The following is a 25,998-nucleotide window of genomic DNA, read 5'->3' as shown; positions in this document are numbered from 1 at the left end:
GAGATGAGTGTAAATGAAAAGGAAACGGAAAAATTGTATAAAATCGTCAGGGCGATATTATTTGGAAAATCCTTGGTACGGTTTCCAATTCGGGATCCACCTAGGAACATTCTGTTTATAGTGGGTGTATTCCTGTCCGAATCTCAATACCAATCCAGGTTCTTCTATATAGATGAAATAGATCGTGTTGATCAAAATGAAAACAGCTGCTAATGCAAAAAGATAAGGAGAAAGTAAAATCAATGTCTCTCCCAATAGAATGAAAAGAACTCCGCTAATCATAGGATTCCTGCAATAGCGATAGGGACCGATGACGATCAACCTTTGCGTAGGTTCCCAAGGAGCGATTGTGCCTTCTCCTTGCTTGCGAAAGAGAGAGATGGTTTTGTATAATAGAATCATTCCGAGTACGATCAGAAGAGCACCTAAAACTCGGATTGGTAGATCATTGGAGAGATATATCGGATACGGGCGATATACAAAATACGGAAGTATAACTGTAACCGTAAACGGTAGAAGCAGAATATCTCGGATATGAGCAAGACTAGCGATCGGTTTTTTAGGACTTACCATATCAAGGGTCCATTCTTAAACTTTGAATTAAGATCTCTGCTCCTTCATAATCCTCTTCTCCCACATAAAAAGCGATCAATGTATCATTGGGAGGCAAGACTCCTCTCAATACATTAGCTTCGTCTCCTTTCTTTATGTAAGCGATATCTTCCGAAGACAACAAGGACTCCATAAGTCCTGCTTCAATCGGATCGTTGGTTTCGAATAACTTCTTCAAAGGATTTATTTCTCGCTATAACCTAGCACTTCCCAGCACCAACGTTTTTCCAGATCCCTATCCGCAAAGGTGACCGATTCAGGATCCGCATTTTCTAACAGGAGTTTCCAAGCGGAACGATTTTCATTTTTAGAAATAATCCTGGCTCCGGGAAAATCTCCTCCTAATTCTTCCGCTTTTTTGGAAGCTTCTTCCCATTCCATTTCTTGGAAAACCGGAATATACTCTCGTATTTCGGCGATCCATTCCAATGGAAAAGAAACACCAATAGGAAGAACAAGCACGATCCTGTGCATCATATTCTCTCCTCTATGAGCTAATGTCCTAGAAAGATAAGATGCGGGGACTTTTTCGAATTCCTCCATGATCTCTGTGACTAGCTCCGGATCAAAAGGTGTTCCTGGATACAAGACCAAGTCGGTTACTGCAAAAGGATCTCTCGCAAAACGAGTCCTTAACCTCGAAAAGAAATCTTGTTTAGAATTTTCTAATACTTCTCCTCTCCACCAGATAGACACATGACGAGCTCCGGCGAGACTGTATTCTTCTGAGCCGAATTTTTCGGATCTTCCCGGAGAAAAAGAAAATACATCCAAGGTATTCGGATCAGGATCCGAGAGAAGGCTGCGAGGAGTTTCATCCAATCTTCTATCCAATCTGTCTTCGGAACGGAATAAAGTGGAGCTCAAACTTTCTGCGGTAAAATTAGGAGTACGGATCACTCTATATGGAGGTTTAGGAAGATAGATCAACCCTTCGGTCTCTGCATCCTTTCTCATCGCTGTTCCCGGCAATATGGAAAGAGGAAATACCTGCACCCATTCTCCCAGACCATGTCCATAAAAGAATTCGATCCCTTCCATCACATCATCCGGAGTGTCTCCCGGCAATCCGATGATCAGATCCAGAAGAAGTTCGATCCCTCTGTCAGCAAGCATTCTCGCCGCCTCGGCTACCTTTTCCGGACTCCCGAAACGTTTTACTCGCTTTAAGGTTTCCTTATTGATGGATTGCATTCCTAATTCGATCCGATTGAAGCCAGCTAACGCGAGTTTATCGGCGATCTTTTCTGTGATTCCTTCGGATCTCAATTCTCCGAACATTGTCATCGTTCTATCGCTATTTACTCGAATGATCGCATCCAGAAAATCCTCGAAGCCAGGCCTATGATTAAAGGTAGGATCCAAGAAGACCAGTTCCTTTGCGCCCTTCTCCTTCAAGTCGGTGAGAAGACGGATCGTTTCAGGAATATCAAGAGTTCTTAATACATTGCTGCTCTTAGGATAAAAGCAATATGTGCATTGGGATCTACACCCTCTCACTGTTTCCAAATAAGTAGAACGAGAAGGATCCACAGGCACGAAACCTTCCAAATAAGGAGAAGGATAACTCGTAAGTGGAAAAGAAGCGTTTTCTTCCGGAGAGAAAGGACCCATTTTTCCATCCGCACCTCGAACTGCAAGATTCGGCAGTTTTCTTGGGTCTTCTTTCTTGAGCAGGGTTTCTAGTAAGGCAGCAAAGGTATGCTCCGCTTCTCCAGAGACTGCGATGTCATAGCCTTGTTCGGAAAGAACGAACGGATTGTCCGGATTTACTTCCGGACCTCCAATGAGTATTTTTGTATGAGGAGAACGTTGTTTAACTTCTCTTGCGAGATATAAACTTCTTTCTGTATTCCAGAGATATAAGGAGAAGCCGACAAACTCAGGCTCATCCTTTGCGATCCGATCCGCAAGCTGGCTATCCCCTTCTCTGTCTGTGATAGCCGGATCCAGAACTTCTAGATCCAGTCCCTTCTTTTCCAGACCGTTGATCCTAGCAGAAACAGCCAAGCATCCCGCCGCCAATGGCACATTGCCAGTGGCCGCGAACGCAGTCGGAGGCGGAACGGGAAGTTGGACGAGTTTCAACTTAGCCATAGGATCTAGATCTACAAAACTTTAGACGTTTTAGGATACCATACTTATTTGGCTAAGGGTTCGCTCTTTTCTGGAGCAGATCCGACAGGTTCGGGAATTCCGAGCTTCTTGCATTCCTGCAACTCGGAGAACTTCTGCTTGGAAAGCTCGCATTGCACTTGGAGTAGAGTCTTATTTTCCACACAGCTTCGAATGATTGCCTCGCTTGTTTCCGGTTTTAGCACCGACCTAAGCATCAAGGCCTGGACCTGTTTGGACATGGTCTCATCATTTGCGATCAATTTGGAAATATGGATATGGGCGTCGGAACATTCTTCCAGACTCGGCTTGGTCCGTCTGCAATTTGAGACCAAGAACAAGGCACATAAAAGAAAAGCGGACGTTAAACGCCCGCTTCTCCCTATTCTAAAAGAATTTCCGAATCGCTTACTTGTCAGCGTTGTCGTCAACGGCAGCAACCGCTTCCGCACGCTTACGCAATTCTCTTACGTAGTTTTTATCTACGCCGGAAATCTTCATAGCGTCTTCGTAGTATTTGATAGCCTTATCGAAATCACCAGCTTGGAAGTAGTAAGTTCCAATATTGGTTTTTGCTCCCCAAGACTTTCCACCGGCTTTTTTGTCGGCTTTTTCCCAGTTCTCTTTCGCTTTTTTGAAGCTTGGAGTTTCACCAGTAATCTCTTGGTATCCGTCGTTCAGAAGGTCAGCAACATCCGGATCTTCGTCTTTAGTGAATACGCGGATTTTCTCAGTATTAACTTTTGGAGAAAGTCTGTCTTTGATATAAAGAGCAGCTTCGTCTAGAGCTTTTCCGAAAGAGTCAAGAACGGAAGGACATACGGAACCGCCCACTCCACCGTCTACTTTCGCAGGGTTGGAAACGACAGCTTTACGAACTTCTCCAGTCTCTACTTTGATCAAAGTAGCGTCCAAAGGAATGAGCATATAACGCACTGCAGTTTGTTTGGAAATAGAACCACCACCGGTGTTTACGTTTCTACCGGTTGCCATAGAAGCGATTGCTCCACCTACTTGCATAGCAGCTGCGCCGTAATCGGTCATCATCTCGCTACCGCACTCGGTATAAGGTTTTTGGTATCCGATGTGCAGGATCGCTTCGGCTCCCAACTGATTTCCGAGTTTCACGCGGCTCTTAGTGATCCCAGTAAGGGTAAGAGTAGCTTCGTTCAGAGAGTCAGCTCTTTTGCTCAAGTCGATTAACTTATAGTATGTTTCTTTATCGAATGCTTCGAATACTTTAGAAGGCATTTGGTCGATGAAGCTGGATCCTGCGCCAAACACAGTTTCCCAGAGACTTTTTTGAGGTTTCTCAACCGCAAGTCCTACCACGCGAATGGTTCCGAGGAATTGCTTCAATTGGCGACCTTCTTTTGATTTAGGGAAAACTGGATATTCTACGTCTACGGTTTCTCCGCAGTTGGAAACCGAGAAAGCCAGAGCCCCTGCGAAAAGCAGAGCAGCGATTTTTTTCATTGGGTTAATACCAATCCTTTATGGATGATTTTAGGAATAACTTCGTATTGATCCGAAGAATTCTTTTTCTGTCAATTTATTTTAAGATACGAACGATCCGAGGGGGTTTGTAAATATTTTGTCCCCCTCTTCCTCCCGGTTTTGGAAAAAGAGAACAATATAAACACTTGCAAAACCTAGTTTCCTACTGGGATTCTACAAATAGGTTCAAAATCGGTTTCTATTCCGCCAGGAAACGTCAAAATAGAAAAGGATGACCGCCAAAAACCGATTAGGGGGACCACATGAAAACCATAGAGAATATCCGAAAAGCCCTGGAATCCACCTATATGGAGCACGAGATCGAGGAGAAACTACCTCTGATCCAGGAAATCAACCGGCTGAAAAAAGAGAAGAATGCCGTTCTTTTGGGACATAATTATATGACTCCTGACGTTTTTCATGGAGTTTCCGACATTTTGGGAGATTCCCTGTATTTGAGTAAGGCAGCAGCCGAGACGGACGCAGACATTATTCTGTTCAATGGGGTCCATTTCATGGCGGAGACCGCTAAGCTTATGTCCCCGCAAAAAAAGGTTTTGATCGCGGACTTAAAAGCGGGTTGCTCTCTCGCAGAAAGCATTACTAGAGAAGATGTAAAGAAGCTAAAGGCCCAATATCCGGGAGCTCCGGTGGTGACCTACGTAAACTGCACTGCAGATGTAAAAGCAGAAACTGATATTTGCTGCACCTCTGCGAATGCTGTCCAGATCGTAAATTCCTTGGACAGTGACACAGTTATCTTTCTTCCGGACGAGTATCTAGCGGGGAATGTGCAAAAGCAGACGAATAAAAAGATCATCTCTTTTCCGGGCAGATGCATGGTCCACGAGATGTACACTGCCGAAGACATTCATAACGTAAGAAGACAATGGCCAGGTGTCACAGTTATCTCTCACCCGGAATGCAATACGGACGTGGTCGCAGCTTCTGATTTTGCAGGCTCTACTTCTCAAATGTCCAAATTCATTCAAGACTCGGGAGCCAAGGATGTATTCTTAGTTACCGAATGTTCTATGGGAGATAATCTCAGATCCGAATTCCCCGAGAGACAATTCGTTTCTTCTTGTAGGACCTGTCCTCACATGAAACGGATCACATTAGAAAAAATTAAAGATGCTCTTTTGTACGAACAACATGAGATCCATCTAGATCCTGAAGTCATCGAAAAGGGAAGATTGGCAGTCCAAAGAATGCTGGATGTGAGTTACAGATAACTCTGATGTACAGAATCGGACAAGGACTAGATTTTCATAGATTGGAGATTAACCAAGAGCGCCCTCTCATTCTGGGAGGTGCCTTGTTAGATTCCGAATACGCTCTTGTAGGACATTCGGATGCGGACATAGTCATACATGCGTTAGCCGATGCTATCTTGGGTGCCATGGGCCTGGGAGATATAGGACAGCATTTTCCGGACACAGATCCTTCTCTCAAGAATATGGATTCTAGCATTATCCTAAAGAAGACCTTGGACCTAAGCAAGGAGAAAGGATTTCAGCTAGTCAATATAGATTGTACTCTAATGGGAGAAAGACCTAAGATCGCTCCTCATAGAACCAAGATACAGTCTTCTCTTTCTTCTCTCTTAAATTTGCCGGAAGACTGTGTGTCCATCAAGGCGACTACCACCGAAAAAATGGGAGCATTAGGAAGAACGGAAGGCTTGGGAGCAAGCTGCGTGGTTTTAATGGAGAAGAAATGAGTCGAGAAAGGATACTCGCTCTACAAGTACTCTCCTGCTTTTTGATGCTTCTTTCTCTCTTCTTCTTTTATATGAGAGATCCTTTCTTGGAACAATCTGCATATTCTATCCGTGCTTCGGTATTAGAAGAAGTGCCGATCCATTCTTCCAAGCAAGCAGTGATGAGATATCTGAAGTCCAAGGGAATCTCCAGAACCTTCGAGGAAGAGAGGCCTTATATAGCGGAGCCTTCTTACGTAGCCGATATATTAATTTTTAATAAAAAAGGGGTCATACAATCCAATCCCTATTTTATGTTCCAGCAGGATAACAATCATTTGAGAGCAGAGTTAGGATCGTACATAGATCTGACTGATTCTAGATTTTGGCTAAGACCATATCCGGTTCGGGTCTTTCTGTATTTTCAGTTTTGGAACAACGAACTAGTCCAAGTCAGAGCGATCAAAGCATTCTGAAAAAAATCTCAGTCCTTCTTTGTCCATTCCATGAGGATGGCATCTTCTCCAGGGCCATAGTATGATTTACGGATCCCTAATTCTTTGAATCCTAGTTTGCGATACAGATTCAAAGCAGGAAGATTTCGATCGGAAACTTCTAACAAGACTCTCGGAGAAAATTCGCAGAGAGTTCTTAGGATTGCTTCTCCTTCGCCCGATTTTCTTTTTTGGGGAAGGATACCTATCCTCAATAGTTCGAAAGAATCGCCTAAGTCCATATAGAACAGATATCCTATACCTTCCTTGAACCAAGCGAAATGATGAGTGATATGACTTTGTATGGAAAATCTCGCCCAAGCTGACCGCTCGAACACTGCCTTCTCCATTTCTTCCAACAGACTGATGTCTTGGATCTCAGCATGTTTCCAACCGCTTGGAAGAATCTTTTTTTTTCCAAAATCCAATCCGTTTTCTCCTTGCTTGCTTCCTAAAGATTCATACTAATTAACGGTCGCTTTGCGGAGGAGAAAAATTTTTTATGAAGAACATAGGGAAATATATCTATGCCCTTCCCATCCTGATCTCTGGAATTTTTCATTTATTGAAAGGACCGGATATGGCAGGAATGGTTCCGAGCTATATTCCGTTTCCGGTTGTTTGGGTTTATGTGACCGGCGTAGCGTTGATCGCGGCTGCCGTAAGCATTTACATTAACAAGAAAACGAAACTGGCTGCAACCTTGCTCGCAGTGCTTATAGGGATCTTTATCGTACTCGTTCACTTCCCTGGTGCAAGCGCGGGCAACCAAATGTCGATCGGTATGCTTTTAAAAGATCTAGGTCTTTTAGGTGGCGCATTGGTCATCGCAGGTATTTCCAAAGACAATACCTGATCATTGTCAGGGAGGACATTCGTCCTCCCGTTTCCATTCCTCTTTTCCACCTTCTTCTTCTTAAAAAAAACGCCATTTCGCGGATTTTCCGTCGACCATACTCTCGGTTTTCCGACATGGTACTCATCAAAAGCAAACCTTTGCAGAGGGATCAAATGAGGATCAAACTTCTCTTTCTTACACTTTTCTTATTCTTAATCCTGGATTGTAAGAACCTGAGCAAATTTTCTTCCAAAGCAGCAAAGCCTCCGACGGTAGAGGATCTAGACTCATGGAAGCGTCGTTTGAATATGGACGAGTCCGAGATCGTGGAATTAGAAAAGAAGATCCGAGAGATGGCTTCTAAGACCAGATCTGCAGGAGCCTTGAGCTGGAAGATCGCCCAAGGATACATGAAGATAGGCGATTACGACCTAGCATCAAAATATTATAATAAAGCAATTCAAGAAGAAGGGTCCGGCAAAAAGGCCGAAATCGTTGGCGCCGACGTACACTTCTTCGAATCGGCTCTACCTTATTTCGATAAGGCTCTTTTGCAAATGCCTGTAGAGCAGCAACTTCTCTTCGAGACAGGACTTTCTTATGCGAATGCTTCTAAAGATAGAGGTTGGGAGCCTAAAAGAAGAGAAATTGCGATCGAGATCTTTCAATCCTTAACCAGACAAGATCCCAGAGATTCTAGATTTCCTTACCAACTAGCGCTTATTTATTTTGATTCCTCCATGGCAGATTCATCTTGGGAAGGAGTGAATGCAGGCTTCCATGATCAAGATAAGGCATTTATTCTTTTGGATTCCGTTCTGAAGAAGGAACCGAGAAATGTTCCCGTGTTGTTCGCAAAGGCAAACTTTCTATTTAGATTCGGCAAAACAGAAGAAGCTAAAGAACTCTATTTGCATTTAAAATCCACCATCGAATCTCTTAAAAAAGACGGCTTTATCAAAGAAACATTAGAAGAGAATGAATCTTATAAAAACGTAATCAACAATCTGAAGAAAATAGATTCAAAGGAAAACTGAGTTTCGTTTTCGGGAATATTGTGGATTTTCTAGCCCTTACTTCTCCTAGCATTTATAGGATTCTAGTTCGATCCGGTTTCCTCACTTCTTCTTTCTCTAAAGAAGAAGTTCTAGAAAAGATGCTTTGGATCCTGCCCAAGGATCTAAGAGAAAGAGCCGAATTCGACTCTAAGACGTATGCAAGCTCAATCCGAAATCTGGGAGTTTCGGTCGTTAGCTTTTTTGATCCTGAATACCCTCCTCTTCTGAAAGAGATCTACGATCCTCCTCCCAACCTTTTTTGTTTAGGCAATATTTCCATTCTGAATCAGAAATATACTGCAGTTGTAGGAACTCGAAAGATCTCTCCAATTACATGCGTTTATTCTAAAGCGATTCCTTCTTTCATTCGTTCTCTTGGATGCAATGGAATGGTTTCCGGTCTGGCCCTGGGAGTCGATGCAGTGGCGATGGACCAAGCCTTGGATCAGGAAATGTTCGTGATCGGAGTGATGGGCACTGGACCCGAGACGGAGTATCCGTATGCAAACAGAGACCTGTATCGCAGAATGAAACGTTCTTCGAATGCATTGATCCTAACGGAATGTCCTCCTGGATTTCAAGTTCGTAAGTACGCATTTCCAAAACGGAATCGTATCATCACAGGGATTGCACCTTCTCTTTTAATCATGGAAGCTCCGAAGAAAAGCGGAGCATTATCTTCGGCATCCAGCGCCATTTCTCAGAACAGAGAGATTTATGTATTCGATCATCCATACCAATTCTCCAACCAAGGAGGAAAAGATCTCATCTCCGAAGGTGCGAACCGGGTTTTATTTCCTGAAAACGAAGGAGAAGACGTCAGAATCTTTCATACCAATGAAATTATTCCGGACCGTTTTGAAGAAGTCCCGGGAATGCTTGCTCTATTGGGAAAACAAAGATTGAATGGTAATTGGATCGAGCTGGGGAACGGATTCATTCGATCCATCGGGCATGGCAATTGAGAATGGATTCGATCTCTGTCTTTTCTAAAAATCTAAGATCTAAATTGAATGCAAACTCTCCTGCCTGGTCCTTAGGCGCTTTTCGTTTCGGATTCGGGATCTTATTATTCGTAACCGCAGCCAGGTATTTACATTACGGCTGGGTGCGAAAATATTTTATAGAGCCATCTTTTCATTTTAAATATTTCGGATTCTCTTGGGTTCCTGTTTTTCCTGCATGGATCCTATATCCTGTTTTTATAATATTATGTATTGCTGCAATCGGAATCTCTCTCGGAGTCCTATATCGCACATCCCTGGCAATCTATCTGGTCGGATTTCTCTATTTCAATCTACTGGACGTATCCACTTACTTAAACCATTATTACTTCATTACTCTTTTATTATGCCTTTTGTTTTGGATCCCTGCAGATTGCTGTTTTTCTTTGCCTCATTTTCTGGATACTTATCGAAACGGTAGATGGTCCATTCCCAAAGTTCCGAACTGGTGTATTTGGATCCTAAGATTTCAAATTGGTTGTGTATATTTTTTCGGAGGACTCGCTAAGTTAGTTCCTGACTGGCTCTTTCAAGCTCAACCTCTGCGAATTTGGCTCGTTAGAAATACTGACTTCCCTGTGCTCGGAGGTTTCTTTACCTATCCGATCGCCGGATACTTATTCAGCTATGCTGGATTATTCTTCGATCTGTTTGTCCCGTTCTGTCTATTGAGATCAAGGCTGAGACCTTGGGCATATGGTGCAGTCGTAATATTTCATTTACTGACTTGGAGATTATTTCCGATCGGAATGTTTCCCTGGATCATGATCTTTTCTGCGTTGCTTTTCTTTTCTCCCAGTTGGCCTCTAAAAGCTCGAAGGTTTCTTAAGAAAAGAGGTCTCTTCCCTTATGGAGAATTCAGGAACTTGCTTAAGGTTATCTGGCTGAAGTTTCCAGTTGCACTTCGTTTCTTTTTAGCCGAATATTTTTTCAAACTTCTATATATATTAGAAAATCCGAATACTTGGGGAAGTCGCCTTGAATCCTCTATCTCCCGCTTTACTTCAGGATTTATATTTCGATTCGGCGCCTGGGCAGCCGGGATCTATATTTTTCTCCAAATCGCCTTGCCTCTTCGCCACTTTCTATATCCGGGAAACCATCTTTGGACGGAGCAGGGATTTCGATTTGCCTGGCATATTATGCTGATCCAAAAGAACGGGATCGCATCTTTTAGAGTTACGAACCTCCGGACCGGAGAGATTCAATATGTATTGCCGGAATCATACCTAACTGAGTTGCAAAAAACAATGATGAGTACTCAGCCGGATCTCATCCTACAATTCGCACATTTTCTGGGAGAAAAGGAAAAGACCCGCACGGGAGACGAAATATCAGTCAATGCAGACGTTAGAGTCTCTTTAAACGGCAAAAAAAGCCGGGTATTCATAGATCCGAATCGAGATCTTATGAAGGTGAAAGACGATTTTTCCCACAAAGATTGGGTCCTCACAGATACTAAATAACTCCTAAATATTCTAATATTCTAAAGTATTCAGCCTTTGTTCAATAATGGGACATAACCCAGACGTTGCGCGATAACCCGCCAAACAAAGTGTGCTCCTCTTCTTTTGGAGGAAGATAGAGCCGCCAGAATGTTCTTTTTCGCCTAATGTGTTATAAATAAATTTTTTCCAGTTAACATTGTCAAATTAGTGTTTTTTCCTTGCTTTCAATAGAAGCGGATGTATATCCATTTTCTTTCTCAAAGGCGCACAACGTTTATCCCGAACGGCTCGAAAGAGGATTTTTTGGATAGAGAACATGAGTGGTTTAGTTTTTAAAGTCACGTTCAGATGTATTTGTTCTCTCTGTTTAATTTCCGTTTTAGAGAGTTGCTCTGCCTGGCCGCTCTTGTCCGGTGCTGCAGGTCTCGCTGCTCGAAAAAAGGGAGGACCTGGTCTCTTCTTCTTACCGGGTCCTAATGATAGCCCTGCCGTTTTACAAAGAGTAGAGATCTCCGCTCCTTCTACCGCTTTTGCAAAGACGAGTAGCATGCAGTTGAAAGCTACTGCAATTTATTCTAACAACACAACTCAGGATATTACTCCGGACGCAACTTGGTCTGTTACGGACAATTCTATCGTTCAGATGACCGCGACCATTACTGGACAGGCCAAGGCGATAGATGTAGGAAGCACCGATATATCCATAGACTATCTAGGATTTTCCGATCAGATTGATTTGACGGTTACTGCTGCTGCAATGACAGGGATCACAATCGTATGCGATAATTCTAATACGCCTCTTCCCCAAGGAGCAACGAGACAATGCAATTTAGTAGGTAATTTTGCAGACGGAAGTCATAATGATTTAACCAATGATCCGGATGTCACCTGGGATACTTCGAATCATTCCGTAGCGACCATCGACAATACTGCCTCCGTATTCGGAGTCGCAGCAGGAGGACCGATTCAGATCACTGCAGACTTTAATACTTATAACGCAAGCCTTCCTCTCACAGTAAGTGCAGCTACTCTGAACTCGATATCCATAACGCCGAATAATTCATCTTATGCGCTCGGCCAAATGCAACAATACACTGCCATAGGTACTTACAGCGATAATTCAACTCACGATATCACTTTGCAAGTGGGATGGTCCTCTTCGGATACGAACGTGTTTACTGTCGGAAATACAAGCAGTGACAAAGGAATGGTGGATACCCAAGGCAAAGGAACGGCTACTGTTACTGCCAATCTAGGTGCCGTCAATGGACAGGCGACGATCACAGTAACGGATGCAGTCTTAAACAAGATCATCATTACTCCTGCAAACCCGAAGGTAGCTAGCGGCAACATATTGAATATGACTGCAACTGGAATCTTTTCGGATGGCACTTCTTCGGATATTACCTCTCAAGTAACTTGGGCAAGTAAGGATAGTACGATAGCAACAGTAGATAACGGAGCGGGCTTGCAAGGTAGAGTCACAGGAGTCTCCGTTGGAAGTACAAATATTACCGCAGCTATCGGAGGTATAAGTCAATCCATTCAGCTACAAGTGACTGCCGCGGTTCTGACTTCTATCCAAGTGATCCCGGACCAAACTTCCATTCATTTAGGCACGGTCACCTATGTATTGGCTACCGGGATCTATTCGGATGGAACATCTCAAAATATCAGCGACCAAGTCGCTTGGTCCGTGGCAGATACTACTATATTACAATTAGGTAATTTAAATTCTATACCGGAGCAGAAAGTCCAGTCGCCGGATACAGGCAACCAAGGCACGGTCTCTGTTACTGCAACCTTAGGTTCTGTTTCCGGTTCAGCAAATATTACAGTGACTTCTGCTGCCTTAGTTTCGATTCAAATCAGCCCGACAAATCCGACAGTTGCCAACGGGCTCTCTCAGAATTTCACCGCGACCGGGACCTTCTCCGATAATTCTACTCAAGATCTTACAAATTCGGTTACCTGGTCTTCTTCTGATATTACGATCGCAACGATCAGCAATGCATCCGGAGGTAAAGGGATAGCTTCTACTCTAAGCGCTGGAAGTACGAATATTTCTGCCACTTTAAGCGGAGTGTCTTCGGATACTTCCGTGCTTATGGTTACTGCTGCAAGTTTAGAATCCATCACGATCACTCCAGGCAACCCAACTACTCCTAAGGGAACAAGCATCGGACTGACTGCTACCGGTATTTATTCGGATGGTACGAGCTCCGATCTTACTATGCAAGTAACTTGGTCTAGTTCAAATGCTTCTATTGGAACCGTAGATAATACCCCAGGAAAACAAGGAACTGCTACTGGAGTTTCTTCAGGTTCGGCTAATGTCTTGGCTATGCTGAATGGGGTCAATGCCTCGGTCACATTCAAGGTGACTAACGCTATACTCACTTCTATTCAAGTTACTCCTGACAATACCTCTATTCCATTGGGTACATCTACATACGCCATGGCCACGGGAGTTTACTCAGACGGATCCTCTTTGAATATAAGTGATCAAGTAATCTGGACTAGCTCGGATGGCACTGTCCTTCAGATCGGGGTCTTGACATCGACTCCTAAGATAGAACTGGATTCACCTGTTGGAGGAAACCAAGGCACTGTTAATATTACTGCAACTTTAGGAAGTACGAATGGATCAACGAGCATTACTGTCACTTCTGCGACTCTTTCTTCCATTCAGATCAATCCTACAAATCCAAGCATCGCTCTGGGATTGACTCAAAACTTTACTGCGATCGGAACATATTCGGATACTACGACCAAGGACCTGACGAACCAAGTAGCTTGGAACTCTGCGAATACGAGTGTAGCAACGGTTAGTAGTGCCTCCGGATCTTCGGGACTCTCAACCAGTATTGCAGTTGGAACTTCGGATATATCCGCTTCTTTAGGTGGAGTAACTTCTCCTGTAAGCACTCTGACTGTGACAGCAGCGACCTTGCAATCCATCACGATTACTCCAGGTAATCCTTCTACTCCTAAGGGAAGAAGTATGAATCTGACTGCGACTGGTATCTTTTCTGATGGGTCTTTTCAAAATCTCACTACGCAAGTAACCTGGTCCAGTTCTTCCAATTCTACGGTCACGATGGATAACGCTAGTGGTTCCGAAGGACAGGCTACAGGAGTGAATACTGGTACTGCCACAGTCTCCGCCACCCTGAACGGAGTAATCGGAAATAGTCCATTCAAGGTGACGAATGCAATATTGAATTCTATCCAAGTAGCTGCGGATGAGAATCCCCTTCATGAGGGAACATCTACTTATGTCCAAGCAACAGGTGTCTATTCGGATGGAACGAGTTTGAATATTAGCGATCAGGTCACTTGGAGCACATCGGACAATACGATCGTTCAACTTGGTACTTTGAATTCAATTCCTAAAAAGAATATCATCGCTACTGGAGGAAGTTTAGGTACTGCAACGGTGAGTGCTACTCTAGGCGCAATCACTGGATCTTCGGATATTACTGTCATAACCGCCGCTCTAGTCTCTATCGCAATCACTCCTACAAATCCTAGCGTAGCATTGGGACTTACTCAATCCTTTATGGCAACCGGTACTTATACTGACGGAAGCACACAGGACTTGACCAATCTTGCAACATGGAACTCCGCTTCAACGAATGTAGCTACGATTAGCAACGCAAATGGATCGCAAGGAATTGCTTCTACTGTATCCATTGGAACGTCGGATATCTCGGCTACTTATAATAGCATTACTTCGGCTACAAGCACTCTGACTGTGACAGCTGCAACCTTGGAGTCGATCACGATCACTCCTTCTCTTCCTACAGTTCCGAAAGGAAGATCCACAAATCTAACTGCGACAGGAACATACTCCGACGGTAGTTGGATAGATCTAACGACTCAAGTAACTTGGGGAAGCAATAATACTTCCGTTGTTACCTTGGACAACGCGACCGGTCGACAAGGTAAGGCGAGTGGAATCACTGTAGGACAAACAAATATTACCGCTGTATTAGGTTCCGTATCTACTTCTGCAACCTTTCAAGTCACGAATGCAGTATTGACTTCTTTAGAAGTTTATCTGAATCAGAATACGATTGCTCTCGGAACGTCGACCTATGCTCAGGCGATAGGAACTTATTCCGACGGAACTACATTAAATATTAGTGATCAAGTTTCTTGGGGAAGTTCCAATACTTCCGCTGTTCAACTAGGCAATCTTGCAGCAGGACCTCAAAAGATCCTGAACTCTGCTCCTGGTAGTAGTCAGGGGACTTCTAGTATCTCTGCAAATCTGGGTTCTATCAGTGGAAGTTCCAATCTAACCGTGACTGCAGCTTCTCTGGTCTCTATTCAAATCAATCCTACAAATCCAAGTGTCGCTTTGGGATTACCTCAGACGTTTAAAGCCACTGGAACGTATAGTGATGGAAGCACTTTGGATATCAGCACCCAGGTCACCTGGGTCTCTTCTGCGACAAACATTGCAACGATCAGCAATGCGAATGGATCCCAAGGCCAATCTTCTACATTGCAAACGGGAAGCACGAATATTACAGCTTCTTTAAGTGGAGTAACTTCTCCCGCGAGTATATTGACTGTAACTTCTCCAACTCTAACCTCGATCACGATCGCACCAAATCCGACTCTCAGCATTGCTAAGGGAAGAAGTCAGAATTTTACGGCAATAGGAAATTATACGGACGGATCCACTCAAGATCTGACCATCCAAGCTACCTGGACTTCTTCGGATCCGAGTAAAGCAACAGTAAGTAATGCACAAGCGACCAGTGGACTGGTTACAGCCATCCAGATCGGCTCTGCTAATATCAGTGCAACCTATAACTCGGTTACAAGCACCGCAACTGCAGTTACTATTACGGCAGCAGTGTTGACTTCTATCCAAGTGGCTCCTGTGAATTACAGTCTACCAAAAGGGAACACGGCCAACTATACTGCGAATGGAGTCTACTCAGACGGAACCACTCTGGATATCACAACTCAAGTCACCTGGGCCTCCTCAGTTATAACTAGAGCGGTGATCAGCAATGCATCCGGAAATAACGGTTTGCTCACTGCGACAGGAACAGGAGGGACCACAATTTCGGCTACGTTAGGCTCCATTTCAGGCTCAACTAATCTTACTGTGACAGCGGCTCAGTTAGTCTCCATTTCTGTCTCCCCTACGGCGCCTTCTATCTATCAAACCCAGACCCAAAACTTTGTAGCTACCGGAACGTATACGGATACAAGCACCCAGAATATAACTACTTCGGTTACTTGGACTTCTTCTAGTACAAGTATAGCTACTGTAAGCAATTCTTCCGGGACGGAAGGAAAGGCCACCGGTGTAAATGCGGGAACCGCCACGATCACTGCGACCTTGGGTGCGTTAAGCGGTAATACTACTCTTACTGTGAATGCTGTGGATCTGACTCCTCCTATTCTTACGAATGTGGTCTCTTTGACCCCTACTTCGATCCGAGTCACATTCTCCGAATCCCTGGCCACTTCGGGAGCAACGACCGCATCTAATTATAAGATTGCATTAACTTCAGCGTTATCCGGAACCTGTTCGGACAATAGCAATTTTACTTCGTCCAGTTCAGCATTAACTGTTTCTTCTGTTTCCGGTAGCGGTGCAGTATATGTATTAACACTCTCTTCTGCGCAAACCAGCGGAGTAGGCTACACATTAGTAGCAAATAAACCGGGCATAACGGATCTTTCTCCTCTTTCAAATACTCTAAGTTGTCCGAATTATGGAGACTTCGTAGGCCAGGAGCAATTAAAAGTTACTTCCGCTGCTTGTGCAAGTGTCACCTCGGTAATCGTGAGTTTCTCCAAGCCGATCAAATCAGGAACCAATACGACAGGATCCGCGGAGTGCAGCACTACTACTGAATGTGCAAAACGTTATTCGTTCATTGGAACAAGTAGCTTAGGAACAGTAAACTCCGCCAAGATCCTAGATGGTATTGTATGCGGCGGAGCAGCAGCCGATTCCTCCAAGGTATGTGTAACACATAACCTAATACAATCCGGATCACAATATACTGTAATGGGAGCAAATAATGTGGATGGAGATGGATTCGACAATAGCAGTTGGGGATCCATTCGAAACTCTTTGGATACGGAGAATATGCAATCTTCTCCGAGAGATAGAGCCTCCTTCATTGGATGCGGAACTTCTCCAGTAAACTTCTCGGATGGTCCTATTTCTGTGGATCCGAATTCTTCAACCTTCGGTTATCTAGTGGATTTCAATAATAAACTGTATAATGGCCCGAATAATGCGGGAAGTGGAGCACTTAGATTCAACTATGACGGGACTTCTCCTGAAAACGTTCAGTTCAGTTTCACCAAAGATACTACGGCTCAGAATGGCGACTCTACGAATGTGAGTTCAAATACCGCGACTTCGAGAGAGAATAGCATTCCTGTTCCGCCTTACGTTACATTAGGTCATTCCTCTTGCACTGTGAATAACGCCACCCTCGCTTCCGGTTGTGGACCGGATAACGAAAACAGTAGAGGTGTCTTCGTGAACGGAATTCTAAACGGTATTCCGTATATTTTTGTGGGCGGAGCGAGAACCACTCCTGATGCAAGTGGAAATTATCTCTTCGACTACTTGTATTATTCTTCTGACACTTCTACCAACTTGAATTATAAATACATTGATATGAGTACGATTACAGGCTCAGTTACTGCGACCGCTACTTCGATGGTAGTCCAGAACAACAGAGTTTATCCAGGCTTTGCAAAGACTAGCAATTCAGGGGGACCGGTCCTTGGCGGATTACTAGGAGGTTTGAACGCACCTGACTTAGGTTATATCAGTTTCAACAGCGCAGATACGACCAAAGGCTTCTGTACTTCCGGATCAAACTGCGATGCGTATGATGGAAGTCACGGAGCAAGATTCTTGATCAACTACATGTCTTATTTCGGAGGTCCTACCTTCCTATCAGGAGTCGTTTCCAACAATGCCTCTCCAAACTGGGCATACTATATCGGTGTTGATTCCATGTTCGTATTTAATGACAGGATCTATGCTGGTAACGGAGGATTGCATGCCGTCGGACATAACGGATCTATTATACGTTCCACGACTGCAAGCCCAGTCACTCCTTGCTCTGGTCCTGATACTTGTTCGGACTGGACAGAGATCGGACCTAGAAGCAATTCAAATTGGCATGGAGCTTCAAATACTTGGTTCTCCCTAGAGCTTTCCAAACTTTACGACCTGGTTCCCGCTGACAAAGCGATCGCTCAATTTGCAGAATTCAATGGGAACCTTTATATGACTCGAACGATCTGCATTCAAAGTACTCAGGCCACTACGATTAGAACGTCAGCCGGAACCGCTTCGGGTTGCACGGATGGAACCACCACAAATCGAAGAGCTCAGCTCTGGAAATGCGATCCTACTAACGGAGGAGCCGATAGTACTAATCCGACAACTTGCGAATCGGGAGAATGGTCCGTTGTAGGAGACGATGGAAGCGGAATTACGAACTTCGGAGATTCCACTAATAGAAGCATGACCATGGTCGTTAAAAACGGATCCTATCTCTATGTAGGTTTTGATAATACCGCGGGAATTAGGGTTTACCGTACGAATACTGCAAATCCTGGATCAGCCTCCAGCGCATGGACACAGGTAGCAGGTGCGGGTTTGACAGATCCTACGAATGTGCAACAGATCTTCTCCGCTGTATCCGTATCAACCGGAGGAGTGAATTATTTATATGTAAGTGTGGGTAAAAATAATACGCCTGTAAGGGTATTTAGGCAGCAAAACTAATGAAGAAGAATCATATTTTAATTATATATATTTTTTTAATATCTTTAGAATGCAAACAACCAATTAGGCATGAGCCTCTTAGGTTCGAAAGAATACAGAAGGCAGAAACTTCGATCTTTCAGGCACAGACAGATAGTAGTCTGTCTTCTGGAGCTTGGGAATACAGATTTAAACTGACCGAAGCCAGAGAAGTTAAACTTTCCGTTAACTTAGAAACGAATAGATCCGGGATCACTGCAAGGTTGACCCGTAAGGGATTTCCTTTCCCAAGTAGTTTTCCGTGCAAGAAATCAAAAGAGGATTCGAATCGTTGCGAAATAGAGATTAAGAATCCGGAGTCAGGTGAATACTCTCTTGTCCTAGACCGAGGAATCCAGGAGAAACCGGAGCCAGTTTCGTATCGAATCTTCGCAGCAATATACGGCCCCGGACATGCTTCCATTGCATGGGAGGAAGAAATTGTACATCGATAAACGTATCCTGCTCCTTCTATATCTTTTTGCCTGTGTATGCATCCTCTCGAATTGCAGACATGCTTGGGTCAATTATCCGCAAAGAACTCCCGAGCCTTGCAGATTGTATCAGGATTCCAAGGAATGCAGATTGGCTATGGAAGAAAGAAACGGAAAGAAGTCCCAACAAGGCGAGGTCCATTCTATCTCACAGAAATATTACTTATTCGGATTATACCCTTCAGACATCATCGTAAATGTAGCTAAGTACTGCCCTGCAGGGCCCAAATCCGCACACCAATTCCAATCTTTTTGGGACGGGTTTTGGGAACAAGTCACCCTTACCATATATTCCCCCAGAACGCTGGAGATAGAATGCTATCCTATATAAGAATTTTCTTATCTACTTTCGGCTTAATTTCTCTACACCTGGGTTGTCACTCCACCATCTTGATCCATAAAGTAGATACTCTACCCGTAGCTCACATGGAAAAGCCTCCTAAACCAGAGAAAGACTTAAAGCAAAGCAGCACTCTTTTCGGAATCTATTTAATCTCGGAAAAAGAAGAAGCATCCTGCAAGAATCAAATTCCGGCAGAGGTACGTTTGGTGACCGGCTTCGGAGATTCCATCATTCATTTCCTGATCGGTCCTTTGTATAATACTAAAACCGTGATGGTTTATTGTAGATCCTTGCTTATCCTAGACGGAAAAAGCAATTGGGGCGAATAATAGGACATAAACTTAGGAATAATGATCTCTTTGTTATGTGTTAAAAGAAGGTCATTTCGGACTCACAAATAACCTCGATCCGAAGCATAAGCCTTACATACGTTATTCGGCCTTCGTCAAACCGAGAGCAAACGTTAGATCACTTTCCAATTTTTGAATATTTAAATTTCTCAGTGGGCTTTTTTCGATTTTGGGAGTAGATATTTGTAGAGACCGAAAATCCGAATCCGTTTTATTTCTTTGTTCACCCACTTGAGTAACGGATTTTCAGGAGTACAGATCGGTTCCGTCTCTTCTTCCGCATCGAAGAATTCTCTTCGAGCTAAGTAATCACACACTTACTCAAGTAATCCCTTTTATTTACTTTTAAATGAAATAGTGTATAGTTTTTAAGCGTCGATTAGTTTAGTTCGATATAAAAAAAATCGATCTAAGATATATAGAAGTAGCACGATGCCAGGAACCATCAATAGAAAGCGAGCTCTGCTCGCATTTATCACTGTATTATCTCTCCTTTTCCAAGGGTGTATCGCTTGGCCTATGCTCACAGGAGTTGTCGGTCTCGCTGCAGGAAAAAAAGGAGGAGGACTCCTATTCTTCCCAGGTGGATCCAAGGCGGAGTTGAGCAAAGTGGAGATCAGTTCTCCTTATTCTAGCTTTGCAAAGACTACTAGCATGTCTCTGACTGCGACTGCTCTCTATTCTAACGGAACTCATAATGATATCACTTCGGATGCAACTTGGAGCTCCAGCGATTCTTCTATCATTCAAATGGGAAGCGGAGGACAGGCCACCGGTATGGGAGTCGGTTCCGCAAGCATCAGTATTTCTTATCAAGGAATGACTGCTCAACTTTCTCTTGGTGTTACTTCTGCTCCTTTATCTACTCTTACTATTTCATGCATCAATCAAAACACAAGTCTTCCGAAGGGAACTACTAGACAATGCAGTTTAACCGGAAATTTTGCTGACGGTTCCTCTCAAGATCTTACGAACGATCCGAATACTTCTTGGAATACCGGAAATTCTTCCATCGCTACGATAGACTCTACCGGATTAGTAAGCGCTGTAAATGCAGGAAGTACTTCTATCCAAGCAAGTTATAACGGGATCAGTGCAAATAATTTAAGTTTAACCGTTAGTTCCGCGACTCTTGTTTCTATTGCAGTAACTCCTACGAATCAATCCCTGGCTCTCGGAAAGAATCTACAATATACTGCGACAGGAACATATTCGGATAATTCCAATCAGGACATCACAACCTCCGTTACCTGGACTTCCTCCGATACGAGCATCGCTACGATAGGCGACACTTCCGGCTCCAAAGGATTTCTATCTACAGAAGCGCAAGGTAGTTCTACAATTACTGCTTCTTTAGGTTCTATTAGCGATCACACGGATATTACTGTCACTGCAGCTGTCTTAGAAAGCATTTCGATCACTCCTTCCAATCCAAGCACTCCTAAGGGAAGGAATACAAACTTAACCGCAACAGGGATCTTCTCTGACGGTTCTTCTTCTGATATTACCGATCAAGTCACCTGGTCTAGTTCAGATTCGAATACTGCAAGCGTGGATAACGGTTCTGGATTAGAAGGAAGGGTCACCGGAGTTGCAGTAGGAAGTGTAGATATTACTGCAGGTATTGGTGGTGTCAGTGAAACTGTTTCCTTCAGCGTTACTGCAGCCGTTCTAGATAGCATCCAAGTAATTGCGGACGATACTTCTATCGCAAGAGGCACAAGCACTTATGTAACCGCCACCGGAGTTTATTCCGACGGAACTTCTCAGAATATCAGCTCCAGTGTTTCTTGGAGCACATCCAATTCTTCTACTCTGCAATTGGGTACCTTAAACAGCGTTCCTGAAAAACAAGTTCTCTCTCCGAATAGCGGCAATATCGGCTCTGCTCGGATTACAGCTACTTCGGGAAGCATCAGCTCTTATGTAGATATCACTGTGACTGCGGCTAAATTGGTCTCCATAGCGGTGACTCCTACGAATCCTAGTGTTGCAAAAGGACTGACCAAATCATTTACTGCTACCGGAACATATACGGATGCGACTACCCAAGACTTGACGACTCAAGTGACCTGGGCTTCTTCAGATACGAGTAAGGCTACCATCAGCAATGTTAGCGGAAGCGAAGGTGTCGCAACGGGTGCGGCTGTGGGAACTTCGAATATCACAGCGACTCTCGGAACGATCACTTCTTCTGCAAGCACTTTGACAGTAACCGCAGCCACACTGCAGTCCATCACCATCACTCCTTCCAGCCCAAGCGTTGCGAAGGGGAAGAGCCAAAATCTGACTGCTACCGGAACCTATTCGGATGCAAGCACTCAAGATCTAACTACTCAAGTCACTTGGACTAGCTCTGATACTACGATTGCAGGTGTGAGTAACGCTTCCGGAACGGAAGGTAAAGCGACTGGAGTAGGAGTCGGAACGAGCACGATCACTGCAACCTTAGGATCGATATCCAATTCAATTACGTTTACGGTAACTTCTGCCGTTTTAGTTTCGATAGAAGTACATATCCATGATTCTTCCATCGCGAAAGGAACTTCTACTTGGGCAGAAGCAACAGGAACGTATTCGGATAATTCCACCCAGGATATCAGTGATCAAGTAGTTTGGTCCAGCTCTCTTACCTCGGTAATCCAATTAGGCGGATTGAATGGAGCCTCTAAAGAAGTATTAAATTCTCCTAATACAGGAAGCCAAGGAACTTCTACGATTACCGCAACCTCTGGAAGTATCAGCGGATCTGCGAGTATGACAGTAGGAGCTCCTACTTTGGTTTCTATCCAGGTAGATCCTACAAATCCGAGCGTGGCCAAGGGATTGACCCAAAGCTTTACGGCAACTGGAACATATACCGACTCTTCGACCCAGGACCTGACCACTCTAGTCACCTGGACCTCTTCGAGCACAAGCAAGGCTACCATCAGCAATGCGAGTGGAACACAAGGGATAGCGACTACTCTCCAAACTGGAACCACGAATATCAAAGCACAGTTAGGAAGTGTCACTTCTCCTGCGAGCACACTTACGATCACTGCTGCTACTCTTTCTAGTATTACAATCGCCCCTTCTCCGACCTTGAGCATAGCTAAAGGAAGAACCCAAGACTTTACAGCGACCGGTCATTATACTGATAGCAGCACACAAGATATTACCACTCAGGTTACCTGGAGTTCTTTCGATCAGACCAAGGCTACTGTCAGCAATGCGAGTGGAACACAAGGTAGATTAACGGCTCTGCAAGAAGGCAGCACTCAAATCTCGGCTACGTACAATTCGATCACGAGCACGGATACTGCAGTAACTGTCACCTCTGCGGTCTTGGATAGTATTTCGATCACTCCTACAAACTATAGCTTAGCAAAAGGTTATACTACGAACTTTACAGCAAATGGAGTGTATTCCGACGCGACTACTCTAGACATCACTGCGCAAGTCACTTGGGCATCTTCGAATACTGCTTCTTCTACCATTAGCAATGCAAGCGGCAACCAAGGTCTTGCTAGTGCAGTGGCTACCGGAGTGAGCACGATCTCTGCGACTCTTGGTTCTGTTTCGAGCACCACTAATTTTACCGTGACAGCTGCGGTTCTGGTTTCTATTTCCGTTTCTCCTACAAACACTACGGTTTATACAACCAAGACTAAGAACTATACAGCAACTGGAACATATTCGGATACCACGACTGTGGATCTGACAAGCACTGTGACCTGGGCTTCTTCAGATACAAGCATAGCAACCATCAGCAATGCAAGTGGAAGTAACGGCTTAGCAACTGGTGTAGCTGCAGGAGCGATTACCATCTCTGCGACAAGCGGCTCTGTGAGTGGAAATACGCAACTAACAGTGGTGTATTTGGATACTACTCCGCCGATCGTTTCGAGCGTGGTCTCCTTAACGGCAACTACTGTCCGAGTTACCTTCTCCGAATCAGTGAACACGACTCAGGCAACGACTGCATCCAACTATAAATTGGCTCTGACTTCTGCAGTAAGCGGAAGTTGTTCCGACAATAGCAACTTCTCTTCTTCGTCTTCAATCTCCGTTTCTTCAGTGAGTGGAAGCGGAGCGATTTATACTCTGACTTTGTCTTCTTCTCAGACTTCGGGAACAGGCTACACTTTGATCGTGAATAAAACTGGAGTTCAGGATCTTTCTGCAATCCCGAATAATATGGGCTGCGCGAATTACGGTGACTTTGTAGGACAAGAGCAGTTGAAAGTAAGCTCCGCGAGTTGCGCAAGCACGAGCACTATCATTATTAATTTCTCCAAACCGATCAAATCCGGAAATAACGTAAGCGGTTCCGGGGAATGTAGTAGCACTTCCGAATGCGCAAATCGTTATGCACTTTCAGGACCTACAAGCCTAGGTAATATTTCTTCCGCTAAGATCCTAGATGGAACTGTCTGCGGAGGAGCGGCTGCGGATTCTGCCAAGGTCTGTATCACTCATAGTTCTTTGCAAACAGGAGCTCAGTTCACGGTCATCGCCGCAAATAACGTAGACGGGGATGATTTCAATAACTCTTCCTGGGGATCCATCCGCGACTCAGGAGATACAGAGAACGTTCAATCTTCTCCGAGAGATAGAGCTACCTTCTTAGGTTGCGGAACTTCTCCTATCAATTTCGGGGATGGACCTATCTCAATCGATCAGAACGGATCTACATTCGGATATTTGGCGGACTTCAATAGCAAGATCTATACCGGCCCGAACAACCTAGGAAACGGTGCATTACGTTTCGCTTATGATGGTTCTTCTCCTGAATCGGTACAGTTTGCATTTGCCAAGGATACGACTGCTCAGGCAAGCGATGCCACAAATGTAAGCTCGAACACTGCCAGCACTCGTGAGAATAGTATCGCGGTTCCTCCTTACGTTACATTGGGACATACCGGTTGTACCGCGAACGATGCCACACTTGCAAACGGTTGCGGACCGGACAATGAGAATGGAAGAGGTATCTTTACCACGGGATCCTTAAGCAGCAATCCGTACATATTCATCGCTGCGGCAAGAACGACAGCGGACGGAAGTGGAAATTATCTCTTCGATTATATCTACTATTCGAATGATACTTCTACGAACCTGAACTATAAGTATATAGATATGGGAACGATCACCGGAACTGTGACTGCAGGAACTTCTTCTATCACAGTATTGAACGATAGAGTGTTCCCAGGATTTGCGAAACCGAGCAATAGTGGAGACCTAACGAAAGGATTGAACGCTCCTGACTTCGGTTATATCTCCTTTAACTCCGCAGATACCAGCATCGGAAATTGTACCGCGGGTTCCAACTGTGACGCAACAGACGGTACAAACGGAAGAAGGATCCGTATCGATTATATGCCGTACTTCGGAGGACCTTCCAGTGGAGGAAGCGGCTCCGTGAACAGCAGTCCTAACTGGGCTTATTATATAGGAGTCGATTCTTCCTTCGTATTCAAGAATAGGATCTATGCTGCGAACGGAGGTTTGCATGCGGTCGGGCATAACGGCTCCATCATCCGTTCCAACTCTGCCAATCCTACGACTGCATGTTCTACTAAGAACACTTGCAGCGACTGGACAGAGATCGGACCTAGATCCAATACTAAATGGCATAAGAGCGATAATACATGGTTCTCTCTGGAACTTTCCAAGTTCTACGATCTGATTCCTGCTGATAGAGCCTTTGCCCAATTTGCAGAATTCAATAATAATCTCTACGTGACTCGTACGATCTGCGTCCAAAGCTCTCAGGCCTCCGGACTCAGGAGTTCTGCGGGAACTGTGGCCGGATGTACCGACGGAACGGATACGAATCGCAGAGCTCAGCTCTGGAAATGTGATCCTACGAACGGAGGATCGGATACCACCAATTCTACAACCTGTGAATCGGGAGAATGGTCTATGGTGGGAGACGACGGAAACGGGATCACAAACTTCGGAGATTCCACCAACAAGACAATCACCATGGTGGCTAAGAACGGATCCTATCTCTATGTGGGATTCGATAACCCTGCGGGAATCAGGATCTATCGTACCAATACATCGAACCCTGGATCTTCTTCCAGCGTTTGGACGCAGGTGGCAGGTGCAGGCTTAACAGATCCTACGAACGTGCAGCAGATCTTCTCTGCGGTATCAGTGGCAGTGAACGGAGTCAATTACCTTTACGTGAGTGTGGGCAAGAACGGAACACCAGTGCGTGTATATAGGCAGTGGAATTAATGATCGAA

General features: G+C 44.5%; 18 protein-coding genes. 12 read left to right on the top strand and 6 right to left on the bottom strand.

The window, feature by feature from the left end; all coding sequences use genetic code 11:
- Positions 1–57 precede the first annotated feature (57 nt).
- The 5 genes from EHO59_RS05895 to EHO59_RS05875 are packed head-to-tail and all read right to left on the bottom strand — an operon-like array spanning position 58 to position 4,203.
- The gene (locus EHO59_RS05895; RefSeq protein WP_135585673.1) at positions 58–573 is read right to left on the bottom strand and encodes a methyltransferase family protein; all 516 of its coding nucleotides are present in this window, start codon (positions 571–573) and stop codon (positions 58–60) included.
- Position 574: 1 nt separating this feature from the next.
- The gene (locus tag EHO59_RS05890; protein ID WP_135585671.1) at positions 575–790 is read right to left on the bottom strand and encodes a putative signal transducing protein; all 216 of its coding nucleotides are present in this window, start codon (positions 788–790) and stop codon (positions 575–577) included.
- Positions 791–795: 5 nt separating this feature from the next.
- Positions 796–2,709: a B12-binding domain-containing radical SAM protein gene (locus EHO59_RS05885; protein WP_135585669.1), complete on the bottom strand. Its 1,914-nt coding sequence runs from the start codon at positions 2,707–2,709 to the stop codon at positions 796–798.
- A 44-nt stretch (positions 2,710–2,753) separates the two neighbouring features.
- Complete coding sequence (gene lep / locus EHO59_RS05880; RefSeq protein WP_425460208.1) at positions 2,754–3,179, bottom strand: LipL41-expression chaperone Lep; 426 nt, start codon at positions 3,177–3,179, stop codon at positions 2,754–2,756.
- Positions 3,136–4,203 carry a lipoprotein LipL41 gene (locus EHO59_RS05875; RefSeq protein WP_135585664.1) on the bottom strand — a complete coding sequence of 356 codons (1,068 nt, stop codon included), beginning with the start codon at positions 4,201–4,203 and terminating at the stop codon, positions 3,136–3,138. The genes lep and EHO59_RS05875 overlap by 44 nt, the downstream gene beginning before the upstream one ends.
- A gap of 284 nt (positions 4,204–4,487) precedes the next feature.
- Here EHO59_RS05875 and nadA point away from each other — a divergent pair, with 284 nt between their 5' ends.
- The 3 genes from nadA to EHO59_RS05860 are packed head-to-tail and all read left to right on the top strand — an operon-like array spanning position 4,488 to position 6,402.
- Positions 4,488–5,459 carry a quinolinate synthase NadA gene (nadA, locus tag EHO59_RS05870; protein WP_135585662.1) on the top strand — a complete coding sequence of 324 codons (972 nt, stop codon included), beginning with the start codon at positions 4,488–4,490 and terminating at the stop codon, positions 5,457–5,459.
- A gap of 5 nt (positions 5,460–5,464) precedes the next feature.
- A complete protein-coding gene (ispF, locus tag EHO59_RS05865; protein ID WP_135585660.1) occupies positions 5,465–5,947 on the top strand; it encodes a 2-C-methyl-D-erythritol 2,4-cyclodiphosphate synthase in 483 nt (160 codons plus the stop codon).
- Positions 5,944–6,402, top strand: coding sequence for a hypothetical protein (locus EHO59_RS05860; RefSeq protein ID WP_135585658.1), 459 nt, complete (start codon positions 5,944–5,946; stop codon positions 6,400–6,402). Before ispF ends, EHO59_RS05860 begins: the two co-directional genes overlap by 4 nt.
- A gap of 8 nt (positions 6,403–6,410) precedes the next feature.
- Here EHO59_RS05860 and EHO59_RS05855 read toward each other — a convergent pair whose 3' ends face one another.
- Positions 6,411–6,848: a GNAT family N-acetyltransferase gene (locus tag EHO59_RS05855; protein WP_135585656.1), complete on the bottom strand. Its 438-nt coding sequence runs from the start codon at positions 6,846–6,848 to the stop codon at positions 6,411–6,413.
- Between the two features lie 74 nt (positions 6,849–6,922).
- On the opposite strand from EHO59_RS05855, the gene EHO59_RS05850 reads away from it, so the two are divergent.
- From EHO59_RS05850 to EHO59_RS05810, 9 genes are all read left to right on the top strand, one after another.
- Positions 6,923–7,276 (top strand): DoxX family protein, encoded by a 354-nt coding sequence (locus tag EHO59_RS05850; RefSeq protein ID WP_135585654.1) that lies wholly within the window; start codon positions 6,923–6,925, stop codon positions 7,274–7,276.
- A 155-nt stretch (positions 7,277–7,431) separates the two neighbouring features.
- Entirely contained in the window at positions 7,432–8,295 is an 864-nt protein-coding gene (locus EHO59_RS05845; RefSeq protein ID WP_210413027.1) for a tetratricopeptide repeat protein, read from the top strand.
- Positions 8,296–8,315: 20 nt separating this feature from the next.
- Positions 8,316–9,281, top strand: a complete 966-nt coding sequence (locus tag EHO59_RS05840; protein ID WP_135585652.1) for a DNA-processing protein DprA — start codon at positions 8,316–8,318, stop codon at positions 9,279–9,281.
- Between the two features lie 2 nt (positions 9,282–9,283).
- The gene (locus tag EHO59_RS05835; RefSeq protein WP_167882067.1) at positions 9,284–10,786 is read left to right on the top strand and encodes an HTTM domain-containing protein; all 1,503 of its coding nucleotides are present in this window, start codon (positions 9,284–9,286) and stop codon (positions 10,784–10,786) included.
- A gap of 298 nt (positions 10,787–11,084) precedes the next feature.
- Positions 11,085–18,560: a beta strand repeat-containing protein gene (locus EHO59_RS05830; protein WP_135585650.1), complete on the top strand. Its 7,476-nt coding sequence runs from the start codon at positions 11,085–11,087 to the stop codon at positions 18,558–18,560.
- The gene (locus EHO59_RS05825) at positions 18,560–19,033 is read left to right on the top strand and encodes a hypothetical protein (RefSeq protein WP_135585648.1); all 474 of its coding nucleotides are present in this window, start codon (positions 18,560–18,562) and stop codon (positions 19,031–19,033) included. Before EHO59_RS05830 ends, EHO59_RS05825 begins: the two co-directional genes overlap by 1 nt.
- The gene (locus EHO59_RS05820; protein ID WP_135585647.1) at positions 18,993–19,403 is read left to right on the top strand and encodes a Bor/Iss family lipoprotein; all 411 of its coding nucleotides are present in this window, start codon (positions 18,993–18,995) and stop codon (positions 19,401–19,403) included. Before EHO59_RS05825 ends, EHO59_RS05820 begins: the two co-directional genes overlap by 41 nt.
- On the top strand, positions 19,388–19,744 hold the full coding sequence (locus tag EHO59_RS05815; RefSeq protein WP_135585645.1) for an LIC_10461 domain-containing protein: 357 nt from the start codon (positions 19,388–19,390) through the stop codon (positions 19,742–19,744). Before EHO59_RS05820 ends, EHO59_RS05815 begins: the two co-directional genes overlap by 16 nt.
- A 453-nt stretch (positions 19,745–20,197) precedes the next feature.
- Positions 20,198–25,990, top strand: a complete 5,793-nt coding sequence (locus EHO59_RS05810; RefSeq protein ID WP_135585643.1) for a beta strand repeat-containing protein — start codon at positions 20,198–20,200, stop codon at positions 25,988–25,990.
- Positions 25,991–25,998 lie beyond the last annotated feature (8 nt).

The organism is Leptospira semungkisensis (assembly GCF_004770055.1).
GTDB classification, from domain to species: domain Bacteria; phylum Spirochaetota; class Leptospiria; order Leptospirales; family Leptospiraceae; genus Leptospira_B; species Leptospira_B semungkisensis.
Note: the sequence above shows the minus strand (reverse complement) of the source record. Positions and strands in the feature narration are given on the sequence as shown.

What these genes read in the sequence shown, in the direction of transcription:
- EHO59_RS05895 (WP_135585673.1), bottom strand. Translation starts at nt 573, where the DNA reads ATGGTAAGTCCTAAAAAACCGATCGCTAGTCTTGCTCATATCCGAGAT.
- EHO59_RS05885 (WP_135585669.1), bottom strand. Translation starts at nt 2,709, where the DNA reads ATGGCTAAGTTGAAACTCGTCCAACTTCCCGTTCCGCCTCCGACTGCG.
- EHO59_RS05875 (WP_135585664.1), bottom strand. Translation starts at nt 4,203, where the DNA reads ATGAAAAAAATCGCTGCTCTGCTTTTCGCAGGGGCTCTGGCTTTCTCG.
- nadA (WP_135585662.1), top strand. Translation starts at nt 4,488, where the DNA reads ATGAAAACCATAGAGAATATCCGAAAAGCCCTGGAATCCACCTATATG.
- ispF (WP_135585660.1), top strand. Translation starts at nt 5,465, where the DNA reads ATGTACAGAATCGGACAAGGACTAGATTTTCATAGATTGGAGATTAAC.
- EHO59_RS05860 (WP_135585658.1), top strand. Translation starts at nt 5,944, where the DNA reads ATGAGTCGAGAAAGGATACTCGCTCTACAAGTACTCTCCTGCTTTTTG.
- EHO59_RS05850 (WP_135585654.1), top strand. Translation starts at nt 6,923, where the DNA reads ATGAAGAACATAGGGAAATATATCTATGCCCTTCCCATCCTGATCTCT.
- EHO59_RS05845 (WP_210413027.1), top strand. Translation starts at nt 7,432, where the DNA reads ATGAGGATCAAACTTCTCTTTCTTACACTTTTCTTATTCTTAATCCTG.
- EHO59_RS05835 (WP_167882067.1), top strand. Translation starts at nt 9,284, where the DNA reads ATGGATTCGATCTCTGTCTTTTCTAAAAATCTAAGATCTAAATTGAAT.
- EHO59_RS05830 (WP_135585650.1), top strand. Translation starts at nt 11,085, where the DNA reads ATGAGTGGTTTAGTTTTTAAAGTCACGTTCAGATGTATTTGTTCTCTC.
- EHO59_RS05825 (WP_135585648.1), top strand. Translation starts at nt 18,560, where the DNA reads ATGAAGAAGAATCATATTTTAATTATATATATTTTTTTAATATCTTTA.
- EHO59_RS05820 (WP_135585647.1), top strand. Translation starts at nt 18,993, where the DNA reads ATGCTTCCATTGCATGGGAGGAAGAAATTGTACATCGATAAACGTATC.
- EHO59_RS05815 (WP_135585645.1), top strand. Translation starts at nt 19,388, where the DNA reads ATGCTATCCTATATAAGAATTTTCTTATCTACTTTCGGCTTAATTTCT.
- EHO59_RS05810 (WP_135585643.1), top strand. Translation starts at nt 20,198, where the DNA reads ATGCCAGGAACCATCAATAGAAAGCGAGCTCTGCTCGCATTTATCACT.